The sequence below is a fragment of the Bradyrhizobium sp. RDM12 genome (genome assembly GCF_051917485.1).
Taxonomy (GTDB): domain Bacteria; phylum Pseudomonadota; class Alphaproteobacteria; order Rhizobiales; family Xanthobacteraceae; genus Bradyrhizobium.
On the sequence record NZ_CM133064.1, the window covers coordinates 674,051 to 695,127 of the forward strand.

16 protein-coding genes and 2 pseudogenes are annotated in these 21,077 nt (G+C 64.9%); 8 read left to right on the top strand and 10 right to left on the bottom strand.

Annotated features, from left to right (window positions below; all coding sequences use genetic code 11):
- Positions 1 to 57: 57 nt before the first annotated feature.
- On the bottom strand, positions 58 to 912 hold the full coding sequence (gene coxB / locus ACTGJ9_RS03250) for a cytochrome c oxidase subunit II (RefSeq protein WP_456675901.1): 855 nt from the start codon (positions 910 to 912) through the stop codon (positions 58 to 60).
- A gap of 448 nt (positions 913 to 1,360) precedes the next feature.
- On the opposite strand from coxB, the gene ACTGJ9_RS03255 reads away from it, so the two are divergent.
- The 5 genes and pseudogenes from ACTGJ9_RS03255 to ACTGJ9_RS03275 all read left to right on the top strand — a co-directional run bounded on the left by ACTGJ9_RS03255 (position 1,361) and on the right by ACTGJ9_RS03275 (position 5,147).
- Entirely contained in the window at positions 1,361 to 1,894 is a 534-nt protein-coding gene (locus ACTGJ9_RS03255; RefSeq protein WP_456675902.1) for an invasion associated locus B family protein, read from the top strand.
- A gap of 115 nt (positions 1,895 to 2,009) precedes the next feature.
- A complete protein-coding gene (gene tldD, locus ACTGJ9_RS03260) occupies positions 2,010 to 3,437 on the top strand; it encodes a metalloprotease TldD (protein WP_456675903.1) in 1,428 nt (475 codons plus the stop codon).
- Entirely contained in the window at positions 3,434 to 4,210 is a 777-nt protein-coding gene (gene lepB, locus ACTGJ9_RS03265) for a signal peptidase I (RefSeq protein ID WP_456675904.1), read from the top strand. The genes tldD and lepB overlap by 4 nt, the downstream gene beginning before the upstream one ends.
- Positions 4,211 to 4,233: 23 nt before the next feature.
- Positions 4,234 to 4,587, top strand: coding sequence for an MmcQ/YjbR family DNA-binding protein (locus ACTGJ9_RS03270; RefSeq protein WP_456675905.1), 354 nt, complete (start codon positions 4,234 to 4,236; stop codon positions 4,585 to 4,587).
- Positions 4,580 to 5,147: pseudogene (locus ACTGJ9_RS03275) on the top strand (nucleotidyltransferase family protein). The gene ACTGJ9_RS03270 and the pseudogene ACTGJ9_RS03275 overlap by 8 nt, the downstream one beginning before the upstream one ends.
- Before the next feature lie 151 nt (positions 5,148 to 5,298).
- Here ACTGJ9_RS03275 and ACTGJ9_RS03280 read toward each other — a convergent pair.
- From ACTGJ9_RS03280 to ACTGJ9_RS03290, 3 genes are all read right to left on the bottom strand, one after another.
- Positions 5,299 to 5,877, bottom strand: coding sequence for a PAN domain-containing protein (locus tag ACTGJ9_RS03280; RefSeq protein WP_456675906.1), 579 nt, complete (start codon positions 5,875 to 5,877; stop codon positions 5,299 to 5,301).
- A 166-nt stretch (positions 5,878 to 6,043) separates the two neighbouring features.
- Positions 6,044 to 7,414 (bottom strand): glutamate--cysteine ligase, encoded by a 1,371-nt coding sequence (locus ACTGJ9_RS03285; protein ID WP_456675907.1) that lies wholly within the window; start codon positions 7,412 to 7,414, stop codon positions 6,044 to 6,046.
- Positions 7,415 to 7,517: 103 nt separating this feature from the next.
- Positions 7,518 to 8,015: a MarR family winged helix-turn-helix transcriptional regulator gene (locus ACTGJ9_RS03290; RefSeq protein ID WP_456675908.1), complete on the bottom strand. Its 498-nt coding sequence runs from the start codon at positions 8,013 to 8,015 to the stop codon at positions 7,518 to 7,520.
- A 126-nt stretch (positions 8,016 to 8,141) separates the two neighbouring features.
- On the opposite strand from ACTGJ9_RS03290, the gene gstA reads away from it, so the two are divergent.
- Positions 8,142 to 8,756: a glutathione transferase GstA gene (gene gstA, locus ACTGJ9_RS03295; protein WP_456675909.1), complete on the top strand. Its 615-nt coding sequence runs from the start codon at positions 8,142 to 8,144 to the stop codon at positions 8,754 to 8,756.
- An 89-nt stretch (positions 8,757 to 8,845) separates the two neighbouring features.
- On the opposite strand, the gene ACTGJ9_RS03300 is transcribed toward gstA, so the two are convergent.
- From ACTGJ9_RS03300 to ACTGJ9_RS03315, 4 genes are read right to left on the bottom strand one after another with little or no spacing between them, the layout of a single operon-like run.
- On the bottom strand, positions 8,846 to 11,059 hold the full coding sequence (locus ACTGJ9_RS03300) for an FAD-dependent oxidoreductase (protein ID WP_456675910.1): 2,214 nt from the start codon (positions 11,057 to 11,059) through the stop codon (positions 8,846 to 8,848).
- Positions 11,060 to 11,078: 19 nt separating this feature from the next.
- Positions 11,079 to 12,287: an acetyl-CoA C-acetyltransferase gene (locus ACTGJ9_RS03305; protein WP_456675911.1), complete on the bottom strand. Its 1,209-nt coding sequence runs from the start codon at positions 12,285 to 12,287 to the stop codon at positions 11,079 to 11,081.
- Between the two features lie 48 nt (positions 12,288 to 12,335).
- Positions 12,336 to 14,126: an acyl-CoA dehydrogenase C-terminal domain-containing protein gene (locus ACTGJ9_RS03310; protein WP_456675912.1), complete on the bottom strand. Its 1,791-nt coding sequence runs from the start codon at positions 14,124 to 14,126 to the stop codon at positions 12,336 to 12,338.
- A 38-nt stretch (positions 14,127 to 14,164) separates the two neighbouring features.
- Positions 14,165 to 14,551 (bottom strand): nuclear transport factor 2 family protein, encoded by a 387-nt coding sequence (locus tag ACTGJ9_RS03315; protein ID WP_456675913.1) that lies wholly within the window; start codon positions 14,549 to 14,551, stop codon positions 14,165 to 14,167.
- A gap of 202 nt (positions 14,552 to 14,753) precedes the next feature.
- On the opposite strand from ACTGJ9_RS03315, the gene ACTGJ9_RS03320 reads away from it, so the two are divergent.
- Entirely contained in the window at positions 14,754 to 15,341 is a 588-nt protein-coding gene (locus tag ACTGJ9_RS03320; protein ID WP_456675914.1) for a PadR family transcriptional regulator, read from the top strand.
- A gap of 339 nt (positions 15,342 to 15,680) precedes the next feature.
- Positions 15,681 to 19,182: pseudogene (locus ACTGJ9_RS03325) on the top strand (tetratricopeptide repeat protein).
- 129 nt (positions 19,183 to 19,311) lie between these two features.
- On the opposite strand, the gene ACTGJ9_RS03330 reads toward ACTGJ9_RS03325, so the two are convergent.
- Positions 19,312 to 20,085 (bottom strand): MBL fold metallo-hydrolase, encoded by a 774-nt coding sequence (locus ACTGJ9_RS03330; RefSeq protein ID WP_456675915.1) that lies wholly within the window; start codon positions 20,083 to 20,085, stop codon positions 19,312 to 19,314.
- Positions 20,086 to 20,098: 13 nt separating this feature from the next.
- Positions 20,099 to 21,007: a DMT family transporter gene (locus ACTGJ9_RS03335; RefSeq protein ID WP_456675916.1), complete on the bottom strand. Its 909-nt coding sequence runs from the start codon at positions 21,005 to 21,007 to the stop codon at positions 20,099 to 20,101.
- Positions 21,008 to 21,077: the final 70 nt, after the last annotated feature.

Genomic DNA, 21,077 nt, shown 5'->3' on the forward strand with positions numbered 1-21,077 from the left:
CCTTTGGAGGTCCCGCCCTTTATGTCGCTTTCAGTCCCTCAAGCCGTCGCCCGGCGCCTACTGCGTCGGGCCGGCTGCGGAGGCGAAAGTGCTGGTGCCGCCGCTCGCATACTTTTTCTTCGCCGATTCAACCCAGGAGGCGAACTCCTGGTCGTTCACCACGCGAATGGCGATCGGCATGAAGGCATGGTCCTTGCCGCACAATTCCGAGCACTGGCCGTAGAACATGCCCGTCTTGGTGGCCTTGAACCAGGTCTCGTTCAACCGGCCCGGGATGGCGTCGATCTTCACTCCGAAAGCCGGCATCGCGAAGGCGTGGATGACGTCGGCGCCGGTGACTTGAACGCGGATCACCTTGTTGACCGGCACCACCATCTCATTGTCGACGCCGAGCAGCCGGGGCTGCTTGTCCTGGGCCATCAGCGAATCGAATTCGAACTTGCCGTTGTCCGGATAGGCGTAGGACCAGTACCACTGCTTGCCGGTGGCCTTGATGGTCAGGTCCGCCTTCGGCACGTCGAGCTCAAGGAACAGCAGGCGGAACGACGGCACCGCGATGCCGACCAGAATGAGCACCGGGACCAGGGTCCACGCCACCTCGATCAGCGTGTTGTGGGTGGTCCGCGACGGCACCGGATTGGCCCTCGCGTTGAACTTTACGACCACGATCACGAGCAGTGCCAGCACGAACAGCGTGATCACGATAATGAGCACGGACAAGAAGTTGTGGAACCAGACGATATTGTCCATCACCGGAGACGCGGAGCCCTGAAGGTGCCATTCCCACGGCTCCGGCTGCCCGAGTTCGGCAAATGCCACGCCGCCCGTCGCCAGCGTGATGCCAGCCGCCACCAAGGCGATGGTGGCCAATCCCAGCAAATGCCGGCCCACCCGACTCTTCGACATCGTCATGCCGCTCGCGCTCCCCTTACGAAATCACCCCAGATGCATTGCCCTATTTCCGGGAAATGCTTATTCGACCCGCCCGTCCGACAAACCGCCGCGCAAGAATACCTCTAAGAGGAATTGGGGCCAGATCGCTCAAACGCCGAAATCAAGCCTCTCAAACCATAATTCTTGATCTATCGCAATGCAGTCTTGAGGCCTCTCTTTCTGCCATCACCCGTAAGAGATTTCCCAGCAAGATCAGACAAAAATACCGTTTCCCGGGATGCCGCGGCTTGACAGCTGAATTGCCCGCGGTAGGCACTGGCGGACAGTTGCGCAGGAACCTGATTCGTGCCGGCGATGGCGGGCTTGGGCGGCGCGGGATTTGCTTGGGAATTGCCTTCAAGACGCCGTCATTGCCGTATCAGTCCAGCAGCGCGAGCGACCCAAGCGAGCAGAGGGACCGACCCCGATGGGGCTTTCGAGATGCATGGCAAGACCGGCTGATGGCCTGATGGCGCTGATCGGCTTCCTGGCTGTCGCCCTTTTCCTGGCCCTGCCCACCCTCGCCCATGCACAGGGCGCGGTGCGCTCCGTCCATGGCGACTGGCAGATCCGCTGTGACACCCCGCCGGGCGCCCAGGCTGAGCAATGCGCCCTGATCCAGAGCGTGGTGGCGGAAGACCGCTCCAACGCCGGTCTCACTGTGATCGTGCTCAAGACTGCCGACCAGAAGAGCCGCCTGATGCGGGTGGTCGCCCCGCTCGGCGTGTTGCTGCCCTCCGGCCTCGGGCTGAAGCTCGACAATCAGGACGTCGGCCGCGCCGGCTTCGTCCGCTGTCTGCCCAATGGCTGCGTCGCCGAAGTCGTCATGGACGACAAGCTGCTCGGCCAGCTCCGCAGTGCCAAGACCGCGACCTTCATTATCTTCGAGACGCCTGAGGAAGGCATCGGCTTCCCGTTCAGCCTGAACGGGCTCGGCGAGGGCTATGACAAGCTGCCGTAGGCGCTGATCAGCGGCGAGGCTACCTATTGTTTCCGTAATGTGAGGCTTCGCGCCCTCGCGGAACCAGTCCAAAACCATTATCTTGCCTCACATCCCCCCGATAATGGACGGACGCATGACAAATCCTGCCACAACTTCCCTGCTCGACCGCGCCAATCTCGACCGCGATCAGGTTCGCCATGAGGTCGCACGCGGCCTTGCCGGTGCCGACGACGGCGAATTGTTCCTGGAATACAGCCAGACCGAAGCGCTGATGTTCGACAATGGGCGGCTGAAGCAGGCGACCTATGACACCTCGCAAGGATTCGGCCTGCGCGCGGTCAAGGACGATGCGGTCGGCTATGCGCATTCGTCCGACGTGTCGCTGCCGGCGCTGATTCGCGCCGCCGACGCGGTGGCCGCCGTCCGCGGCGGCTATTCCGGCAGCTTTGCCGCGCCGCCAGCGCATACCAACGTGCGGCTTTATAGTGACGACAATCCGCTGGACGCGCCGGGCTTCGAGACCAAGGTCAAGCTGCTCGCCGAAATCGACGCCTATCTGCGCGACAAGGATCCGCGGGTGCGGCAGGTCAGCGTCAGCCTGGGTGCGACCTGGCAGGCGGTCGAGATCCTGCGGCCTGACGGCGAGAGCTATCGCGACATCCGCCCGCTGGTGCGCGTCAACGTCTCCGTCGTCGCCGGCCAGGGCGACCGCCAGGAGAGCGGCAGCAAGGGTTATGGCGGCCGCGCCGGCTATGCCGAATTCATCGAGAGCAAGAACTGGCGCGACGCTGCCGACGGCGCGCTGCGCGAGGCACTGGTCAATCTGGAATCGATTCCCGCCCCTGCCGGCGAGATGGACGTCGTGCTCGGCGCCGGCTGGCCCGGCGTGATGCTGCATGAAGCGGTCGGTCATGGCCTCGAGGGCGACTTCAACCGCAAGAAGACGTCGGCCTTCGCCGGCCTGATGGGCCAGCAGGTCGCGGCCAAGGGCGTCACCGTGGTCGACGACGGCACCATAGCCTCGCGCCGCGGTTCGCTGTCGATCGACGACGAGGGCACGCCGACCAATCGCACCGTGCTGATCGATGACGGCATCCTGGTCGGCTACATGCAGGACCGCCAGAACGCGCGTTTGATGAACATGAAGCCGACCGGCAACGGCCGCCGTCAGGGCTATGCCCATGTGCCGATGCCGCGCATGACCAACACCTACATGCTCGCAGGCGACCGCGATCCGGCCGAGATTCTCGCGTCGGTAAAGAATGGCGTGTTCGCCGCGAATTTCGGCGGCGGACAGGTTGACATCACCTCGGGCAAATACGTCTTCCAGTGCACCGAGGCCTACAAGATCGAGAACGGCAAGATCGGCGCGCCGCTGAAGGGCGCCATGCTGATCGGCAACGGGCCGACCGACCTGCATCGCATCCGCATGATCGGCAACGATCTCGCGCTCGATACCGGCATCGGCACCTGCGGCAAGAACGGGCAGGGCGTGCCGGTCGGCGTCGGCCAGCCGTCGCTGCTGATGGAACGCATTACGGTGGGTGGAACGGGCGCATGAGCGTTGAAAAAGTAACTGTCAGCACCAAGCGGAAGAGCAGCGGCTGGGCCGGTCAGCTCATGCAGCTCGCCGGCATCGTCGCAGCCGTCTTCATCGCCAAGGGCGCGCTGGCTGAACCTTTCTACGTGCCATCGGGCTCGATGGAGCCGACGCTGCTGATCGGCGATGCCCTGCTGGCTTCGAAATTCCCCTATGGCTACGGCACATCGTCGCTGCCGATCCAGATCAACCTGCCGGAAACCGGCCGCGTCTTCGCGGAAACGCCGAAGCAAGGCGACGTCGTCGTATTCCGCTGGCCCGGCGACCGCTCGCAGGCTTGGGTCAAGCGCGTCGTGGGCCTGCCCGGTGACCGCATCCAGATGCGCCAGGGCCAGCTCTTCGTCAACGATCGTCCCGCGGAATTGAAGCCGGATGGCGTTGGTGCCGCCGAGGACGACAATGGCGGCAGCGAGCCTGCCTACCGCTATGTCGAGACGCTGCCGAACGGCGTCAAGCACCTGATCTTCAAGATGCGCGACAACGGTCCGCTCGACAACACGCAGGAGGTGACAGTGCCGGCCGGGCATCTGTTCGTGCTGGGCGATAACCGAGACAACTCGGCCGACAGCCGCGTGCCGCTGCGCTCCGGCGGCGTCGGCCTGCTGCCGATCAACAATCTCGTCGGCCGTGCCGATGCCGTTCTCGGCTCATGGGATCTTGGCATGCGCGGCCAGCCGGTGTGGACCTGGCTCTCCGGCTTCCGGCTCGCGCGGTTCTTCACCGCGGTGCACTGAGCTGATCCCCAGGCGTTGATCCAATGACCTTCGACGACGTCAGAAAATTTGCGCTGACGTGGCCGGAGGTCGAGGACGGCACCTCTTACGGCACGCCGGCGCTGAAAGTGCGCAAGAAGATGTTGGCGCGCCTGAAAGAGGATGGCGACAGCCTGGTGATGCCGGATGTCCCAGTCGACGAGCGTGCGATGCTGGTCGAGAGCCAGCCGAAGATTTTCTATTTCACCGATCACTACCGAGACTATCCGATCGTGCTGATCCGCCTGTCCAAGGCCACGCACACGACCGTGGAGCCGCTTCTACGCCGACGTTGGCGCGCGCTGGCATCGAAGGCGGCGCGAGCGGATTTCGAGGCGCGTGAGTGGCGCAATGGATGAGGCGCGCTTCCTTGCGTTGGCGCTGAAAAACCCGATCAACGTCGCGATCCTTGACGAAGTCCACCGCCTCGCACTGCCGGATGCGTGGCTGGTGGCGGGCTGCCTGGCGCAGACGGTCTGGAACGTGCTGACGGGCCGCGCAATCGACTACGGCATCTCCGATTACGACGCGTTCTATTTCGACCCTGACACCTCGTGGGAAGCTGAAGACGCCGTGATCCGCACGCTTCATGAACGGCTCGGGCATCTCGGCGCCAGGATCGAGATTCGCAACCAGGCGCGCGTGCATCTTTGGTATCCCGGCAAGCATGGCCTGCCCTATCCGCCCTTGATGCGCGCGACCGACGGCATCGACCGGTTCCTCACGCAGAACACGCAAGTCGGCCTGAGGCGTGTGGACGACGGCCATCAGGTTTACGCGCCGCATGGGTTCGACGACGTCGAGAGACTGGTCGTGCGGCCCAACCTGGCCGTGAATTTTTTCCGCGGCGAATTACGCCGCGAAGGCAGCGCGATGGAAAGCGCTGTGGCCGGAGGCCACGGTGATGCCTGCGGAATGAGATCTCGTAGAGTGGCCCAAGCGATTTGTCCGCCGAAGCTAGGAGCGAAAGTGGAAGCATGCCCACCACGTCTCGCCGCGATTGCGAAAAGATGGTGGGCACGACGGTTCGCGCCTTTGCCTACCCTACGGCAGCTCTAACGCAGGCGGGCCTATCTCACCACACCTGACGTGAACCCCGCCTTCCGCCGCGGTGGCTTGATCTCCTTTTTCAGGAAGCAGCGCGCTTCTCGGCCCGTATAGCCGGGACGGGCATAGGTGAAAGCGCGGCATTTGTTGTCGGCGGTGCAGGCGGCCTTGCAGAGGTTCTCGCCTTCGCCTTCCTTGAGCTCGAAGTTGCGCAAATCGCCACCGGGCCTGTCGATCGAAGTCTCCACGCCCTCGACGCGCGGCTCGATCACTCCGGCGCCGCGCACACCGGAGATACAGCAATTGGCGGGCTGTCGCGGCGGCACGGTATTTTTGAGCCAGCACACCGCCGCAGCGCCGTCGATATCGGGATAGCTGAAGCTCCACGATCGACATTTGCGATCGCGCTCGCAGAGCAGCGCGCAATCCTCGGGATCGCCCGATGTGACCGGCGCGTTGAAATAATCGCCGCCGGGGCGGTCGAACGCCGTCTGGGCGCGCGCAAGCCCGCTCGCAAAGACGAGCGACAGCAGCGTGACGCAAGCCACGACGCTGGCCAAGACCTTGGCCATGACGGCCCCGGGCAGGCGGCCCTTCCCCATCGGAACAGCTTTCGAATTATTGACGGCGCTCAGGTTTTTCGGCCCGTCATTTGATCGCCGCAAACCTGTATGGGCGATGAACGGCCTAAAACCCGGTCGTGGACCTAAAGCATGATCCAGAAAACCGTGACGCCGGTTTTCGGCGAAGATCATGCTCGAACAAGCTCTAGAACGCGTATTCCGCGTAGGCCGGTTCCACCGAACCGTTCCAGGCGCCGTTGAACTTCTCGAGCATCTCCTCGGCCGGGGTTCGGCCGGAATCGATGATGCGATCGAGCGGCTCCAGATGCCGGGTCTCGTCGCGACCGATCGCATCGATGCGGCCGCGGCGACGCAGCCCCGCATGTGCCAGAACGAGGCACTCCTTGGCCACCTCGAACAGATAACGGTCCTTGATCCGCGCCTTGAAGCCGAAGCGCGGCACGTCGTCGCGCAGGGCCTGGCGCTCCGGCGCGGTCCAGTGCTTCACCAAGTCCCAGGCGGCGTCGAGCGATACGTCGTCATAGAGCAGCCCAGCCCAAAACGCAGACAACGCCGGCAGACGGCCCCACGGGCCGCCGTCGGAGCCGCGCATCTCGAGGTAGCGCTTGAGCCGCACTTCGGGGAAGATCGTCGAAAGATGATTGGCCCAGTCCGACAGGGTGGGACGCTCGCCCGGCAGATTGTTGTTGCGGCCGTCGAAGAAGGCGCGGAACGAGGAGCCCGACACGTCGATGTAATCCTCGCCGCGCTTGACGAAATACATGGGTACGTCGAGCGCATAGTCGACGTAACGCTCGAAACCCATGCCGTCCTCGAACGCCCAGGGCATCATGCCCGCGCGCGCATTGTCGGTGTCGCGCCAGATCTCGGAGCGGAAGGACAGGAAGCCGTTCGGCTTGCCTTCGGTGAACGGCGAATTGGCGAACAGAGCGGTCGCGACCGGCTGCAGCGCGAGCGAGACGCGCAGCTTCCTGACCATGTCGGCTTCGGACGAGAAGTCGAGATTGGTCTGCACCGTGCAGGTCCGGTACATCATGTCGAGGCCGTATTGACCGACCTTCGGCATGTAATTGGTCATGATCTTGTAGCGGCCCTTGGGCATCACCGGGATGTCGGCGCGCGACCAGGACGGCGTCATGCCGAGACCAAGAAAACCAATGCCGAGCGGGGTCGCGATCTCGCGCACCTGCGCCAGATGCGCCATCAGCTCGCTCTGGGTCTGATGCACGTTCTCGACCGGCGCGCCGGAGAGCTCGAATTGTCCGCCGGGCTCGAGCGAGATCGCACCGCCGCCGGTGACGTCGTAGAGGCCGATGATGTTGCCCTTCTCCATGATCGGCTCCCAGCCGAGCAGGAGTTTCATGCCTTCGAGCAGTGCGCCGATACCGCGCGCGCCCTCATAAGGTACCGGACGGTGGCCCACGAGCGTAAACGGCGTTTTCTCGTGCTCGGTGCCCATGCGGAATTCGGACGGGTCCTTGCAGCCGGCCTCGAACCACGCAACGAGTTCGTCGCGCGATTGCAGCGGCGTCATATCGATCTGGTCTCGCGCCATATCAAATCAAACTCTAATCAGAAGCGCTTCGATCGAATGCGCGCGGGTGATGGGATGATCCGCGAACCCACCGGGCGCGCAGACGTGCTGGTTTGCCGCGCGGTCATCGCGACGGCGAGGTTTCGTTGGCGTTGACGACGGGCGGCAGCTTCATCTCGCCGCACGAGCAACCCAGGCGGTCGAGCAGACCGCTGAGCTTGACGGCATCGGCATCGGACAGCTTCGAGCCGACATATTTCTCGATCGCAGCCGAATAGGCGCCCCACATCCGCTTCTGCAACTCGCGGCCGGCCTCCGTGATCTCGACGAACTGGCCGCGCTTGTCGATCTTGCATTCGCGCCGGGAGGCAAGTCCCTCATCGACCAACCGGTCGATCAGGCGCGAGGTGGAGTATTGCGGGATCAGCATCTGCCGCTCGAGTTCGACCGGGCGCAGCTCTCCGCTCGGCGCGCGAGACAATTCGAGCAGCGCGTCGTACCATGCCAGCGGCGGGAAGCCGGCCTTCTTCAGATCCTGCTCGACGCAGTCGAGCACACGGCTCTGCACCCGCATCAGGCGGATCCAGGCACTGGTTGCCTCGGTCGATGGTTTGCGTTTCATGGTCCCGCTCAAACTCGTCGTCCGCTTCTTATCTCACTCGATGCACCTGCATCAATCTTGACTATTGCATGCAGGTGCATGTAGGCGTTCTTTCGCCCCAACCAAGCGTCAAGAGGAGGAAATTCCATGAAACTGTATTATTCGCCCGGCGCCTGCTCGCTATCCCCCCATATCGCGCTCCTGGAGGCCGACCTACCCTATGAGCTGGTGAAGGTCGATATCCGGGCCAAGAAGCTCGAGAACGGTGAAGACTATCTGAAGGTCAATCCGAAGGGTCAGGTCCCGGCGCTGGGCCTCGACAGCGGCGAGATCGTGACCGAAGGCCCGGTCATTGTCCAGATGATCGCCGACAGGGCCCCGGCCAAGGCTCTGGCGCCCGCGCGCGACAGTTCCGAGCGCTATAAGCTGCTCGAATGGCTGAACTTCCTCACCTCCGAGGTGCACAAGAGCTTCGGCCCGCTGTTCGCGCCGGCGCTGAACGACGAGGCCAAGGCGTTCTTCAAAGACCGCGTCATGGGCAAGCTGAAATATATCGACAGCCAGCTCGCCGGTCGCGACTACCTCATGGGCAAGCATTTCACGGTCGCCGACGGCTATCTCTTCACAATGCTGACCTGGGGCGACCGGATGAAGTTCGACCTGTCGGCGATGCCGAACCTCATGGCCTACAAGGCCCGCGTCACGGCCCGGCCGAAAGTGCAGGAAGCCCTGAAGAAAGAAGGGTTGGCGCAGACCGCGTGATGCGGGGATTCCTTGAATAACGAAAAGGCCGGATTGGTTGATCCGGCCTTTTTTGTCGTCACGAATGTGTGAGGAGCTTCGAGTCAGGCTTACGCAGCCGCCTTCTTCGGCGCGAAGCGGCCATAGAAGGTTTCGCCCTTTGCCGCCATCTCCTCGAGAAGTTTCGGCGGCGTGAAGCGCGAGCCGTATTTGGCTTCGAGCTTGTGGCAGAGCTCGACGAACTTTTTCGTGCCCATAAAGTCGATGTAGGACAGCGTGCCGCCGGTGAACGGCGCGAAGCCGAAGCCGAGGATCGAGCCGACATCCGCCTCGCGCGGATCGGTGATGACGTGATCCTCGACTGTGCGCGCGGCTTCCACCGCCTGCACCACAAGGAAGCGCTGCTTCAGCTCCTCGACGTCGAGCGTGTCGGGATCGAGCTGCTTCGGCTGCAGCGCGGACAGGCCCGGCCATAGGCTCTTCTGACCCTTGCCCTTCTCGGGATAGTCGTAGAAGCCCTTGCTGTTCTTGCGGCCCAGGCGGCCCTGCTTCTCGACCATTTCGACCATCAGCTTCTTCTGGTCGGGGTTGATGGCGTTGGGGCCGAGATCGGCTTCGGTCGCCTTCATGATCTTGAGGCCGAGGTCGAGCGCGACTTCGTCCGAGAGCGACAGCGGGCCCACCGGCATGCCGGCCATCTTGGCGCAGTTCTCGATCATCGCCGGCGGTACGCCTTCCAGGAACATCTCGTTGCCCTCGGCGACGTAGCGGCCGACGCAGCGATTGGCGAAGAAGCCGCGGCTATCGTTGACAACGATCGGCGTCTTGCCGATCTGCCGGACGTAGTCGAGCGCCGTTGCCAGCGCGACATCGCCGGTGTTCTTGCCCTTGATGATCTCGACCAGCATCATCTTCTCGACCGGCGAGAAGAAGTGGATGCCGACGAACTTGCCCTTATCCTTGAAGCCCTCGGCCAGCGAGGTGATCGGCAGCGTCGAGGTGTTGGACGCAAAGATCACGTCCGGCTTCAGATACTCCTGCGCCTTGGCAAAGGTCTCCGCCTTGACCTTGCGGTCCTCGAACACGGCCTCGATGACGAGGTCGACGTCCTTCAGCGCGGCATAGTCCGCGGTCGGCGTGATGCGCGCGAGCAGCGCCTCGGCGTCGGTCGGCTTGGCGCGGCCCTTCTTGATCTGATCCTCGATCACCTTCTGCGCGTGCGCCTTGCCCTTGTCGGCGCTCTCCTGGTCGCGGTCGATCAGGACGACGTCGAGGCCGGCACGGGCCGAGACGTAGCCGACGCTCGCGCCCATGAAGCCGGCGCCGATCACGGCAATCCTCTTCACCTTGGTTGCGGGCACGTCCTTCGGACGGCGCGCGCCCTTGTTGAGCTCCTGCATCGACAGGAACAGGCTGCGGATCATCGCGGCCGCTTCCTTCGAGCGCAGCACGGAGGTGAAATAACGCGACTCGACGCGCAGCGCGGCGTCGATCGGCAACTGCAGGCCTTCATAGACGCAACTCATGATCGCGCGCGCGGCCGGATAGTTGTCGTAGGTCTCGCGGCGATAGATGGCGTTGCCGGCCGGGAACATCATCATGCCGGCCTTGGAGAACACCGGCCCGCCGGGCAGCCTGAAGCCCTTCTCGTCCCAAGGCGCGACGGCCTTGCCGCCGCCCTTGATCCAGTTCTTCGCCGCCTCAATCAGATCAGAAGCGGGGACGATGGCGTGAATCAGGTTCAGCGCCTTGGCCTTCTCGATCGTGACAGGGTCACCCTTGAGCAAAATCGTCATGGCGTCCTGCGGCGGCACCAGGCGCGGCACGCGCTGGGTGCCGCCGGCGCCGGGGAACAGACCGACCTTGACCTCGGGCAGGCCGAGGCGCGTCTTGGGGTTCTCCGCGGCCACCCGGTAGTGGCAGCACAGCGTGATCTCGAAACCGCCGCCGAGCGCGAGGCCGTTGATCGCGGCGGCCCAGGGTTTGCCGGACGTCTCGATCGAGCGCAGCACCTGCGAGAAGCGGCGGCTCTGGTCGAACAGCATCTGGTTCGCGGCGGTCTCGCCCTGCTCGCCAAAGACCTTTGCGTAGGCCTGGTTCATGCCTTCGAGCATGGACAGATCGGCACCGGCGCAGAACGCCTCCTTCGCCGAGGTGATGACGACGCCCTTCACCGCGGCGTCAGCCGTGGTTGCCTTGACAATCGCGTCGAGCTCGCTGGTCGAGGTGTCGTCGAGCACGTTCATCGAGCGGCCCGGGATGTCCCAGGTGACCAGCGCGATGCCGTCGGAATCGGTCTCGACGCTAAAGTTCTTGTAAGCCATATTGCTTGCTCCCCTACCCTTACACGCGCTCGATGATGGTCGCGGTGCCCATGCCGCCGCCGATGCACAGCGTGACCAGAGCGGTGGACTTGTTGGTACGTTCGAGCTCGTCGAGCACCGTGCCCAAAATCATCGCGCCGGTTGCGCCGAGCGGATGGCCGAGCGCGATGGCGCCGCCATTGACGTTGATCCTGGCGTTGTCGATGTCGAACGCCTGGATGTAGCGCAGCACGACCGAGGCAAAAGCCTCGTTGAGCTCGAACAGGTCGATATCCGACTTCTTCATGCCGGACCGCGCGAACAGCTTTTCGGTGACGTCGACCGGACCCGTCAGCATCATCGCCGGCTCGGAGCCGACATTGGCGAACGCGCGGATCTTTGCGCGGGGCTTGAGGCCGTACTTCGCACCCGCTTCCTTGCTGCCGAGCAGCACGGCGCCGGCGCCGTCGACGATGCCCGACGAATTGCCGGCGTGGTGCAAGTAGTTGACGCGCTCGATCTCGGGATGCGACTGCACCGCGACACCGTCGAAGCCACCCATCTGCGCCATCATCGTGAACGACGGCTGCAGCTGCGCCAGCGACTGCATCGTCGTCGAGGGTCGCATGTGCTCGTCCTTGGCGAGGATGGTGAGGCCGTTGATGTCCTTCACCGGCACCACGGACTTGTTGAAGCGGCCTTCGTCCCAAGCCTTGGCCGCGCGCTGCTGGCTCTGTACCGCATAGGCATCGACGTCATCGCGCGAGAATCCGTATTTGGTGGCGATCAGGTCAGCCGAGACGCCCTGCGGCATGAAGTAGGCTGGCACGGCCATGGAGGGATCCATCGGCCAGGCGCCGCCCGAGGCGCCGATGCCGACGCGGCTCATGGATTCGGCGCCGCCGCCGATCACCAGTTCATGCTGACCGCTCATCACCTGCGCGGCCGCAAAGTTCACGGCGTCGAGACCGGAGGCACAGAAGCGGCTGATCTGCACGCCGGGGACAGCCTCGCCGAGACCTGCCTTGAGCGCAGCGAAACGCGCGATGTCGGAGCCGGCCTCGCCGACCGGATCGACCACGCCGAGCACGACGTCGTCGACGGAATCCTCCGGCAAATTGTTGCGGTCCTTCAGCGCCTTCAGCGGCACGGTGGCGAGCGCGAGCGCCGTGACTTCATGCAGCGCGCCGTCCGCCTTGCCGCGGCCGCGGGGGGTGCGGACGTGATCGTAGATAAATGCCTCAGGCATGACGCCCTCCTGATCTGTTGTTCGAAATTTGATAGCGCGGAAGCAGACTCAGAACGCTTCCGCCGGCAGTTCCATGATGGTGGCGCAGCCCGACTGGATGCGCGCGAGATTGGCCGCGGTCTCCGGCAGCATCCGCTCCATGAAGAAACGGCCGGTCACGAGCTTGGTCGAGAGATAGGGCGTCGCCCTGCTGGCGGCAATCTTGGCCTGCGTGACCTTAGCCATCTTCGCCCACATGTAGCCGAGGGCGACGAAGCCGAAGAGATGGAGATAATCGGTCGCGGCGGCGCCGGCATTGTCCGGCTTCGCCATCGCGTTCTGCATCAGCCACGTGGTGGCCTGCTGGAGATGGCCGAGCGAAGCCGAGAGCGGGGTGATGAAGGGCTTGAGCGCCTCGTCGCCGCCGTTCTCCTTGGCGAAGGCCATGACTTCGCCGAAAAACGCCATGATGGCGCGGCCGCCGTCGCGCGGCAGCTTGCGGCCGACGAGGTCGAGCGCCTGGATGCCGTTGGCGCCTTCATAGATCATGGCGATGCGCGCATCGCGCACGAACTGCTCCATGCCCTGCTCGGCGATGTAGCCGTGGCCGCCATACATCTGCTGGGCCTGCACCGCGTTGGCGAAGCCGTAATCGGTGAGGAAGCCTTTCAGCACCGGCGTCATCAGGCCCATGTGGTCGTCGGCGGCCTGACGGTCCTTCGGGTCCTCGGAACGGTGGGCGACGTCGCTCTTCAGCGCGGTCCACATCACGAAGGCGCGCGCGGCCTCGTTGAAAGCGCGGATCGAGAGCAGCGTGCGGCGCACGTCGGGATGCACGATGATCGGGTCGGCCGGCTTGTCCGGCGCCTTCACGCCGGTGAGCGAACGGCCCTGGATGCGCTCGCGGGCATAGGCGACCGCGTTCTGATAGGCGACCTCGGATTGCGCGAGGCCCTGCACGGCGACGCCGAGGCGGGCCTCGTTCATCATCACGAACATGCCCTGCATGCCCTTGTTCTCTTCGCCGATCAGCCAGCCGGTGGCGCCGTCGTAATTCATCACGCAGGTCGAATTGCCGTGGATGCCCATCTTGTGCTCGATCGAACCGCAGACGACGCCGTTGCGCTCGCCGACCGAACCATCGGCATTCACCAGAAATTTCGGCACCACGAACAGCGAGACGCCCTTGATGCCGGCGGGTGCGCCCTCGATGCGGGCGAGCACGAGGTGGATGATGTTCGGAGCGAGATCATGCTCGCCGGCCGAGATGAAGATCTTGGTGCCGGTGATCTTGAAGCTGCCGTCCGCCTGGCGCACCGCCTTGGTGCGGAGCATGCCGAGATCGGTGCCGCAATGCGGCTCGGTCAGGTTCATGGTGCCGGTCCATTCGCCGGCGACCATCTTCGGCACGTAAGTCTGCTTCTGCTCCGGCGTGCCATGAACGATCAGCGCGGCGGTCGCGCCCATGGTGAGGCCGCCATACATCGAGAACGCCATGTTGGCGGAGATCTGGAATTCGTTGACCGCCTGCGAGAGCGTCACCGGCAGGCCCTGGCCGCCGAACTCGGTCGGCGCCGACAGGCCGAGCCAGCCGCCCTCGGCGACCTGCTTGAACGCGTCCTTGAAACCCTTCGGCGTGGTGACGCTGCCGTCATCGGCGCGCTTGCAGCCTTCGAGATCGCCGACGCGATTGAGCGGCTGGAGCACCTCTTCCGCGAGCTTGGCGGCTTCGCCAAGGATCGCTTCGCGGACGTCGCTCGACGCATCGGAGAAGCCGGCGAGATTGTCATAGCGGTCGATCTGGAAGACGTCGTTGAGCAGGAAGTTCACGTCTTCGACGGGGGCTTTGTAGATCGGCATGGTGGTCTCCCGGCAAGCCTTGAAATGATGATGTCGGTTTATGATTGAGCGGCGGCGAGCTGCTCCGCCATCAGGCGATGCAGCATGTTGATGGCCTTGAGCGGACGCACCATCACCTTGAAATTCGTGATGCGGCCCTCGGCATCGAAGCTGATGATGTCGACGCCGTTGATCTCGATGCCGTCGATGATGGTCTTGAATTCGAGCACGGCGCCGTCAGCGCTGGTCCACTCGCCGACATAGCTGAAGCCGGGACCGCCGAGCACCTTCTCGGCGCTGGCGAGATATTTGAACGTGATGTCGCGCCCGCGCTGCGGCGAGTGCACGACCGGGCTTTCGAAGATGGCATCCGGATGGAGCAAGTCCCAGAGCGCTTTCGCATCATGGGACTTCATGAAGGCGTACCAGGAGTCGAGGCCGGTCATTGTCAGGATGCCTCCCGTGGATCAAAGGCCTTGGCCAAAACTCGAAAACAACCCCATGCACAGTAGCGAGGAGTTGATTCCGCTGGCTTTTCCGGTCGGTTCTGCGTCCCGACCCTGGATCGTCGCATATGCACATTGACGCATATGCGTCGATACGCATAAAGTCAAGCTGCTTGGTTAAAGTCACAGGGAGGCAAGTCACATGGCGCTGGGCGACGCGATCCTCGCATGCCTGACGGAACGTCCGATGACGGGCTACGAGCTCGCCAAGACGTTCGATTCCTCGATCGGCTTCTTCTGGAAGGCCGACCACCAGCAGATCTATCGCGAGCTCTCCAAGCTGCGCGACCGCGGCTACATCCAGGGCCGCGAGGTCGTCCAATCCGGCAAGCCCAATAAACTCATCTATACGCTCACTTCCGAAGGCCGAACAGCGCTGCGGCACTGGGCCGCGCGGCCGAGCACCCCGCCCTCGATCAAGGACGACCTGCTGGTGCGGCTGCATGCGCTCGACAGCCTCGACATCGAGCCAATCCGCACCGATCTGATGGACCGCCTGGAGCATCACCGCGACCGGCACGAGAATTACGAGCGGATCCTGAAAAAGCGTTTTCCCGAAGGGACGGCGTCCGATGTGCTCGACCTCGGCAATCTGCTGCTGCTCCGGCTCGGCGCGCGGCATGAGCAGATGGTGGCCGATTTCTGCGAGGAAGCGCTCGAGGCACTGTCGTCGATGAGCGGCAAGGGCACGGTGGTCCCGCTGGACGACAGCAAGCGGGAGAAGAGCTGAGGGGCCCAACCCTGCGCGAGCTCTCGCCATTTCCTCCGCTGTCATCGCCCGCGAAAGCGGGCGATCCAGTATTCCAGAGGCGGCGCGACTAGAGCCGGGGAGCCGCGGCGTACTGGATGCCCCGCTTTCGCGGAGCATGACACCGGTGGGCGCTCGCCGGTCCCCCCGCCCAACTTTAAGACACCGGGACTGCGTTCCTTAACCCGTTATTTACCGTAACGGACAAAAGTCGGTTTTCGAGGCAGACGACCCGCGCCGAATTCGATTGTCTTGCAACCGGGACGCGTGGGGAGACTGGAGGCGTCGGGTGGGGCGCCGGAGTCGGAACCGGACAGAGTCATGAATTCGCGCGTATCGTGGAGTGTGGACGGCATCGATCCATCCGTCAGGGAGCGGGCCGAGGCTGCTGCGCGTCGTGCCGGCATGTCACTCAACGATTGGCTGAATTCCACGCTCGGCGAAACTGCCCCGCCGAACTTTCGCGGGCCTTACGAGCAGCGCCAGGACCAACGTCAGGATCATTGTCCCGATCCGCGCGCGCAGCAGATGCCGGGCCAGGGATCGAGCCAGGAGAGCCGCGAAGTCGCCGATATCCATCAGCGCCTCGACGCGATCACCCAGCAGATCGAGCGGATTTCAAAGCCCGCCGCCCCGCGCCAAGAGGCTTCACGACAAGACGCTTCACGACAGGACGTGTCGCGCGAGCAGGGCGTCGCCCGCCAGCTCAATGACGCGATCTCGCGGCTCGATGCCCGCCTGTCGCAGATCTCGCGGCCTCCTCAGGCGCAGCCGCCGCAGCCACAGCGCGCCGCACCGGTCGAGACGCGCCAGCGCCAGGCCGACGCGGTCGAGCGCGCCGCCGCACAAGTCTATCGCAGCTCGCCGCCCCTGAGCCCCGCGTCGTTCGACGTCGCCGTCGCCGAGATCACCGCACGGCAGAGCGAGCTCGACGGCTTCACGCCGCGGCAGATGCCGCCGCGCGCCGCGCCGTCGATTGCGCCCTCGGCAGCTCCCCATGCGCCACCGATGGCGCCGCCCGCGCCTGCCTATGCTCCGCCGCCACCGCAGCCGGGGCCGGATTTTTCGTCGCTCGAACGCCATCTGCTCAAGATCACGAGCCAGATCGAATCGCTGCAGCGTCCTGACAATACCGAGCAGGCGATCAACGGCTTCCGCGCGGAGCTCGCCGAGATCCGCAACGCCATCACCGAGGCGATGCCGCGCCGCGCGATCGAATCGATCGAGAACGAGATCCGCTCGCTGCACCGTCGCATCGACGAGACCCGCTCCAACGGCACCGACGTCCAGGTGCTCTCAGGCATCGAGCGCGCGCTCGCCGACATCAAAGAGGTGCTGCGCACGCTGACGCCGGCCGAGCAGCTCACCGGCTACGACGAGGCGATCCGCAATCTCGGCGCCAAGCTCGATCTGATCCTGCGCGCCAATGACGACCCCTCGACCGTGCGCCAGCTCGAAGGCGCGATCTCGGCGCTGCGCGGCATCGTTTCGAACGTCGCCTCCAATGAAGCGCTGGCACGGCTTTCCGAGGACGTGCAGCTGTTGTCGTCCAAGGTCGACCAGGTCAATCGCTCCTCGGACCGCGGCGACAGCTTTGCCGTGCTGGAGCAGCGCATCGCCGCGCTCACCGCTGCGCTGGAAACGCGCGAGCGGCCGCAACCGGCCGAGAGCACCGAACATCTGGAAAGCGCGATCCGCGCGCTGTCCGACCGTTTCGACCGCATGTCGGTCGGCAACGACTCGGCCTCGACCTTCGCGCATCTCGAGCAGCGGGTCTCCTATCTGCTGGAGCGGATCGAGAGCAATTCCGATACGCGCGGCGGCAATCTGAGCCGTGTCGAGGACGGGCTGCACGACATCCTGCGGCACCTGGAACGGCAGCAGGCGACCTATTCCGCGCTCGCCGAGAGCCGAAACCCGGCGCCGTCTCCCGATTCCGGAATGGTCGATCTCGTCAAGCGCGAGCTGTCCGACATCCGCTACAGCCAGGCCGAAACCAACCGCAGCACCCAGGATTCGCTGGAAGCCGTCCACAACACGCTCGGCCATGTCGTCGATCGTCTCTCGATGATCGAGGGCGATCTGCGCGCCGTGCGTACCGCGCCGCCAGCCCCTGCGCCGATGCCGATGGCCGCGCCCATGCAGATGGCGGCGCCGGTCGAGCCGGCGCCGATGGCGCTGGAGCAGCGGCCGCCGCAGCAGCCGAAATACGATCCGAAACCCGAGCTGCCGAATCCCGCCGCCGCGCAGCAGCCGGCGCACTCCACCTTCGTCGCCGCGCCGCGTGAATTCCATGCCGCCGCGCCCGCAGCGCCGCCGGTGCCGATGGCGCCGGTGCCGCCGCGTGCGATCAGCGAGATCCTCGAGCCGCACACGGCGCCTGCCCGCGCCGCGATCGCGCCCGAACTGCCGCCGGATCATCCGCTTGAGCCCGGCACGCGTCCGAACGGCCGCCCCGCCACGCCGTCCGAGCGTATTGCCGCGTCCGAGAGCGCGATCAGCGAAATTCCCGCCGCGCCGAAGGAGCCGGTGTCATCGTCGAGCTTCATCGCGGCCGCACGCCGGGCCGCGCAAGCTGCCGCCGCGCAGCCGCCGGAGAAGCCCGCCCGCGGCGTCAAGGCCGCGATCGCCGCCCGCACCAAGGACAAGGGCCAGGAAAGGGACAAGCACAGGCACAAGCCCAGCAAGGCGCCTCGACGATCACCTCGAAGATCCGCTCCCTGCTGGTCGGCGCAAGCGTGGTCGTGATCGTGCTCGGCACCTTCAAGATGGCGATGAACCTGCTCGAAGGCGGCAGCGCGCCGCCGGCGCCGCAGGCGATGGAAAATTCGTCGAGCCAGCCCGCGCCGCAGGCGCCGCCGCCGGTCGAGAACAAGTCCGCCGCGCCCGAGCAGGTCACGCCGTCGATGACCTCGCCGACGCCGATCGGGAAGCAGTCCCTGAACAATGCCGCACCGGCGCCTGCGACGAGCTCCGGCAACACGGCTTCAGTCGAAATTCCGCCCGCTCCCGCCGCAGCGCCGACCCGCCCGCTTCCTCCAGCGACGTCACCGGCGCGCTGTCTGGCATGAGCCGCGCACGGCTCGGCACGGTCCAGGTGCCGCCGAGCGAGAAGCTGCCTGACGGCATCGGCGGCCCGGGCCTGCGCACCGCCGCGATGAAAGGCGATGCGACCGCGGCCTACGAGATCGGGGTGCGCTTTGCCGAGGGCAAGGGCGTGGCCGCGAACTACGACGAAGCGGCGAAGTGGTACGATCGCGCGGCCCAGGCCGGCGTGGTGCCCGCGACCTTCCGTCTCGGCACGCTCTACGAAAAGGGCCTGGGCGTGAAGAAAGACGCCGACATCGCCCGCCGCTACTACACGCAGGCCGCCGAGCGCGGCAGCGCCAAGGCGATGCACAATCTCGCCGTGCTCGACGCCGACGGCGGCGGACGCGGCGCCAACTACAAGAGCGCGGCGCAGTGGTTCCGCAAAGCGGCCGACCGCGGCGTCGCCGACAGCCAGTTCAACCTCGGCATCCTCTATGCCCGCGGCATCGGCGTCGAACAGAACCTCGCCGAGTCCTACAAATGGTTCACCCTCGCGGCCGGACAGGGCGACGCGGACGCAGCGACCAAGCGTGACGACGTCGCCAAGCGCCTCGACCCGCAATCGCTCGCCGCCGCCAAGCTCGCGATCCAGACCTTCAGCGCCGAGCCGCAGCCCGACGACGCCGTCAACGTTCCGGCCCCGAACGGCGGCTGGGACACCGCACCGCAGGCGAACGGCAAACCCGCGCCGAAGCCGGTCGCGACGAAGAAGTCGGCGTCGGCCGCGCATTAAGACGTTTCTTCAAGCACGGAAAGTGTCTCCGCTCGTCACTGCGAGCGAAGCGAAGCAATCCAGAATCCCTCCGCGGAGACAGTCTGGATTGCTTCGTCGCTTCGCTCCTCGCAATGACGGCTGTGGCGGCTACGGGGCCTCGATCACCGTCGGCACGCCGGGCTCCAGCAGCCGCAGCCGCGTCCCGAACCCGAGCACGTCAAAAGTCTTGCGCAGGTCCTCGCCGTTCTGGCGAAAATGCGCCCAGCCCTCGGTATGCAGCGGCACGATCATCGCGTCGGGGAAGGCGCGCGCGGTCTCGATGGTATCGTTGGTGTCCATGGTGAGGTGGAACGGCCCGCGCGTTTGCGCGGCGCCAGCGAACGGCAGCACCACGCCGCATTTGAAGCGGCGCGCGACCTCGGCGACGCCGTCGAACCAGGTCGTGTCGCCGCTGATATAGACCGGGCGCGTGTCCTTGCGGCTCGATTGCACCACGAAGCCGATGACGTCGCCCGACAGCGGCTCGATGCCGGCCGGACCGTGGCGCGCCGGCGTCGCGGTGACGGTCAGCGTGTTGCCGTCATCGTCCTTCAGGTGCGCGGTCGCCCAGGGCGCAAGGCCCTCGACATGACCGCCAAGACGCCTGGCACCGGCCTCCGTCGTCAGCGCACGCGGCGCTTTCAGCAGATATTCACGGCCGGAATTGTCGAGATTGTCCGAATGCTGGTCGTGGCTGAGCAGCACGGCATCGACCGGGCCGATCGAATCGGCCTTCATCGCGGGACCGATGGTCTTCTCCAGCTTCACATGCGGCAGCTGATAGGCGCCGGGGGCATCGAAAGTGGGATCGGTGAGCAGGCGAAAGCCGTCGATCTCGATCAGCGCGGTGGGGCCGCCGATCAGGGTGATGGAAACGGGCATCAGGGATCTCCTCTTACACGACGGGCTTTGCGGGGCGCGTCACCAGGTAAATGCCGAGCGCCACCGGAACGATCCCCAGCAAGTCACGCGCTTCGACGTGTTCACCGAGCACGATGAAGGCAAACAGCATGCCGAGCGGCGGCATCAGGAAATGATAGGCACTGGCAGCGGTCGCGCCACACACTTTCAGGAGATGAAACCAGAGCCAGTAGGCCAGGATCGAGCCGCCGAGCACGAGAAACGCGAAGGCGCCGATCAGGCTCGGAGTGAAATCGATCGCGTGAAGATCAGCGAAGGTGAGCGCAACCGGCGTCAGCACGATGCCGGCGGCGAGATTCTGCACGCCATTGCCGATCCACAGCGACCCCTTGGGCGCGAGCAGCTTGAAGAGGATGGTGCCGGTGACGATGGACGCGAGCGAGGCCAGGGTGAAGAGGATGCCGTGCAGGCTGTCGGTGCCGACCGAGAGGCGATGCCAGACTATGAGGGTGACGCCGACGATGCCGAGCAGGAGGCCGCTCGCCTTGCGCCAGGTCATGCCCTCGCCGAGCAAAAGCGCCGCGAGCGCGGCCGTGAACACCGGATTGGCCGAGACGATCAGGCCGCCGAGGCCGGCGGAGACCGATTGCAGGCCGGTGTAGCCGAGCCCGAGATAGAGCGCATTGTTGGCGATGCCGAGCACGGCAAAGATCACGGCATCGCGCCACGACAACGACCAGTCGCCGCGGATAGCCGTAGCGCCGAGGATCAAGACGCCCGCGAGCGAGAAACGCGCGGCAAGCAGGATCAGCGGCGGACAATGAGTGACGCCGATCTTGCCGGCGACAAAGGCATAACTCCAGAGCAGGCAAAACACGCCGATCGCGAGCGGCAGGGTGTTGAAGCGGTTGCGGGGGAGCGGGATTGAGGGGGCGAGGGACATTGGGGGCATTCTCCTGAGCCCTCGATCTAGGGATCCGGCTTGTCATTTGGAAATTAAATGATTAACTCGC

Excerpts from the sequence above, each read along its gene's own strand:
- ACTGJ9_RS03285 (WP_456675907.1), bottom strand. The coding sequence starts at position 7,414 with ATGGCGCGAGACCAGATCGATATGACGCCGCTGCAATCGCGCGACGAA.
- gstA (WP_456675909.1), top strand. The coding sequence starts at position 8,142 with ATGAAACTGTATTATTCGCCCGGCGCCTGCTCGCTATCCCCCCATATC.
- tldD (WP_456675903.1), top strand. The coding sequence starts at position 2,010 with ATGACAAATCCTGCCACAACTTCCCTGCTCGACCGCGCCAATCTCGAC.
- ACTGJ9_RS03335 (WP_456675916.1), bottom strand. The coding sequence starts at position 21,007 with ATGTCCCTCGCCCCCTCAATCCCGCTCCCCCGCAACCGCTTCAACACC.
- lepB (WP_456675904.1), top strand. The coding sequence starts at position 3,434 with ATGAGCGTTGAAAAAGTAACTGTCAGCACCAAGCGGAAGAGCAGCGGC.
- ACTGJ9_RS03300 (WP_456675910.1), bottom strand. The coding sequence starts at position 11,059 with ATGGCTTACAAGAACTTTAGCGTCGAGACCGATTCCGACGGCATCGCG.
- coxB (WP_456675901.1), bottom strand. The coding sequence starts at position 912 with ATGACGATGTCGAAGAGTCGGGTGGGCCGGCATTTGCTGGGATTGGCC.
- ACTGJ9_RS03290 (WP_456675908.1), bottom strand. The coding sequence starts at position 8,015 with ATGAAACGCAAACCATCGACCGAGGCAACCAGTGCCTGGATCCGCCTG.
- ACTGJ9_RS03330 (WP_456675915.1), bottom strand. The coding sequence starts at position 20,085 with ATGCCCGTTTCCATCACCCTGATCGGCGGCCCCACCGCGCTGATCGAG.
- ACTGJ9_RS03280 (WP_456675906.1), bottom strand. The coding sequence starts at position 5,877 with ATGGGGAAGGGCCGCCTGCCCGGGGCCGTCATGGCCAAGGTCTTGGCC.
- ACTGJ9_RS03320 (WP_456675914.1), top strand. The coding sequence starts at position 14,754 with ATGGCGCTGGGCGACGCGATCCTCGCATGCCTGACGGAACGTCCGATG.
- ACTGJ9_RS03270 (WP_456675905.1), top strand. The coding sequence starts at position 4,234 with ATGACCTTCGACGACGTCAGAAAATTTGCGCTGACGTGGCCGGAGGTC.
- ACTGJ9_RS03255 (WP_456675902.1), top strand. The coding sequence starts at position 1,361 with ATGGGGCTTTCGAGATGCATGGCAAGACCGGCTGATGGCCTGATGGCG.
- ACTGJ9_RS03315 (WP_456675913.1), bottom strand. The coding sequence starts at position 14,551 with ATGACCGGCCTCGACTCCTGGTACGCCTTCATGAAGTCCCATGATGCG.
- ACTGJ9_RS03310 (WP_456675912.1), bottom strand. The coding sequence starts at position 14,126 with ATGCCGATCTACAAAGCCCCCGTCGAAGACGTGAACTTCCTGCTCAAC.
- ACTGJ9_RS03305 (WP_456675911.1), bottom strand. The coding sequence starts at position 12,287 with ATGCCTGAGGCATTTATCTACGATCACGTCCGCACCCCCCGCGGCCGC.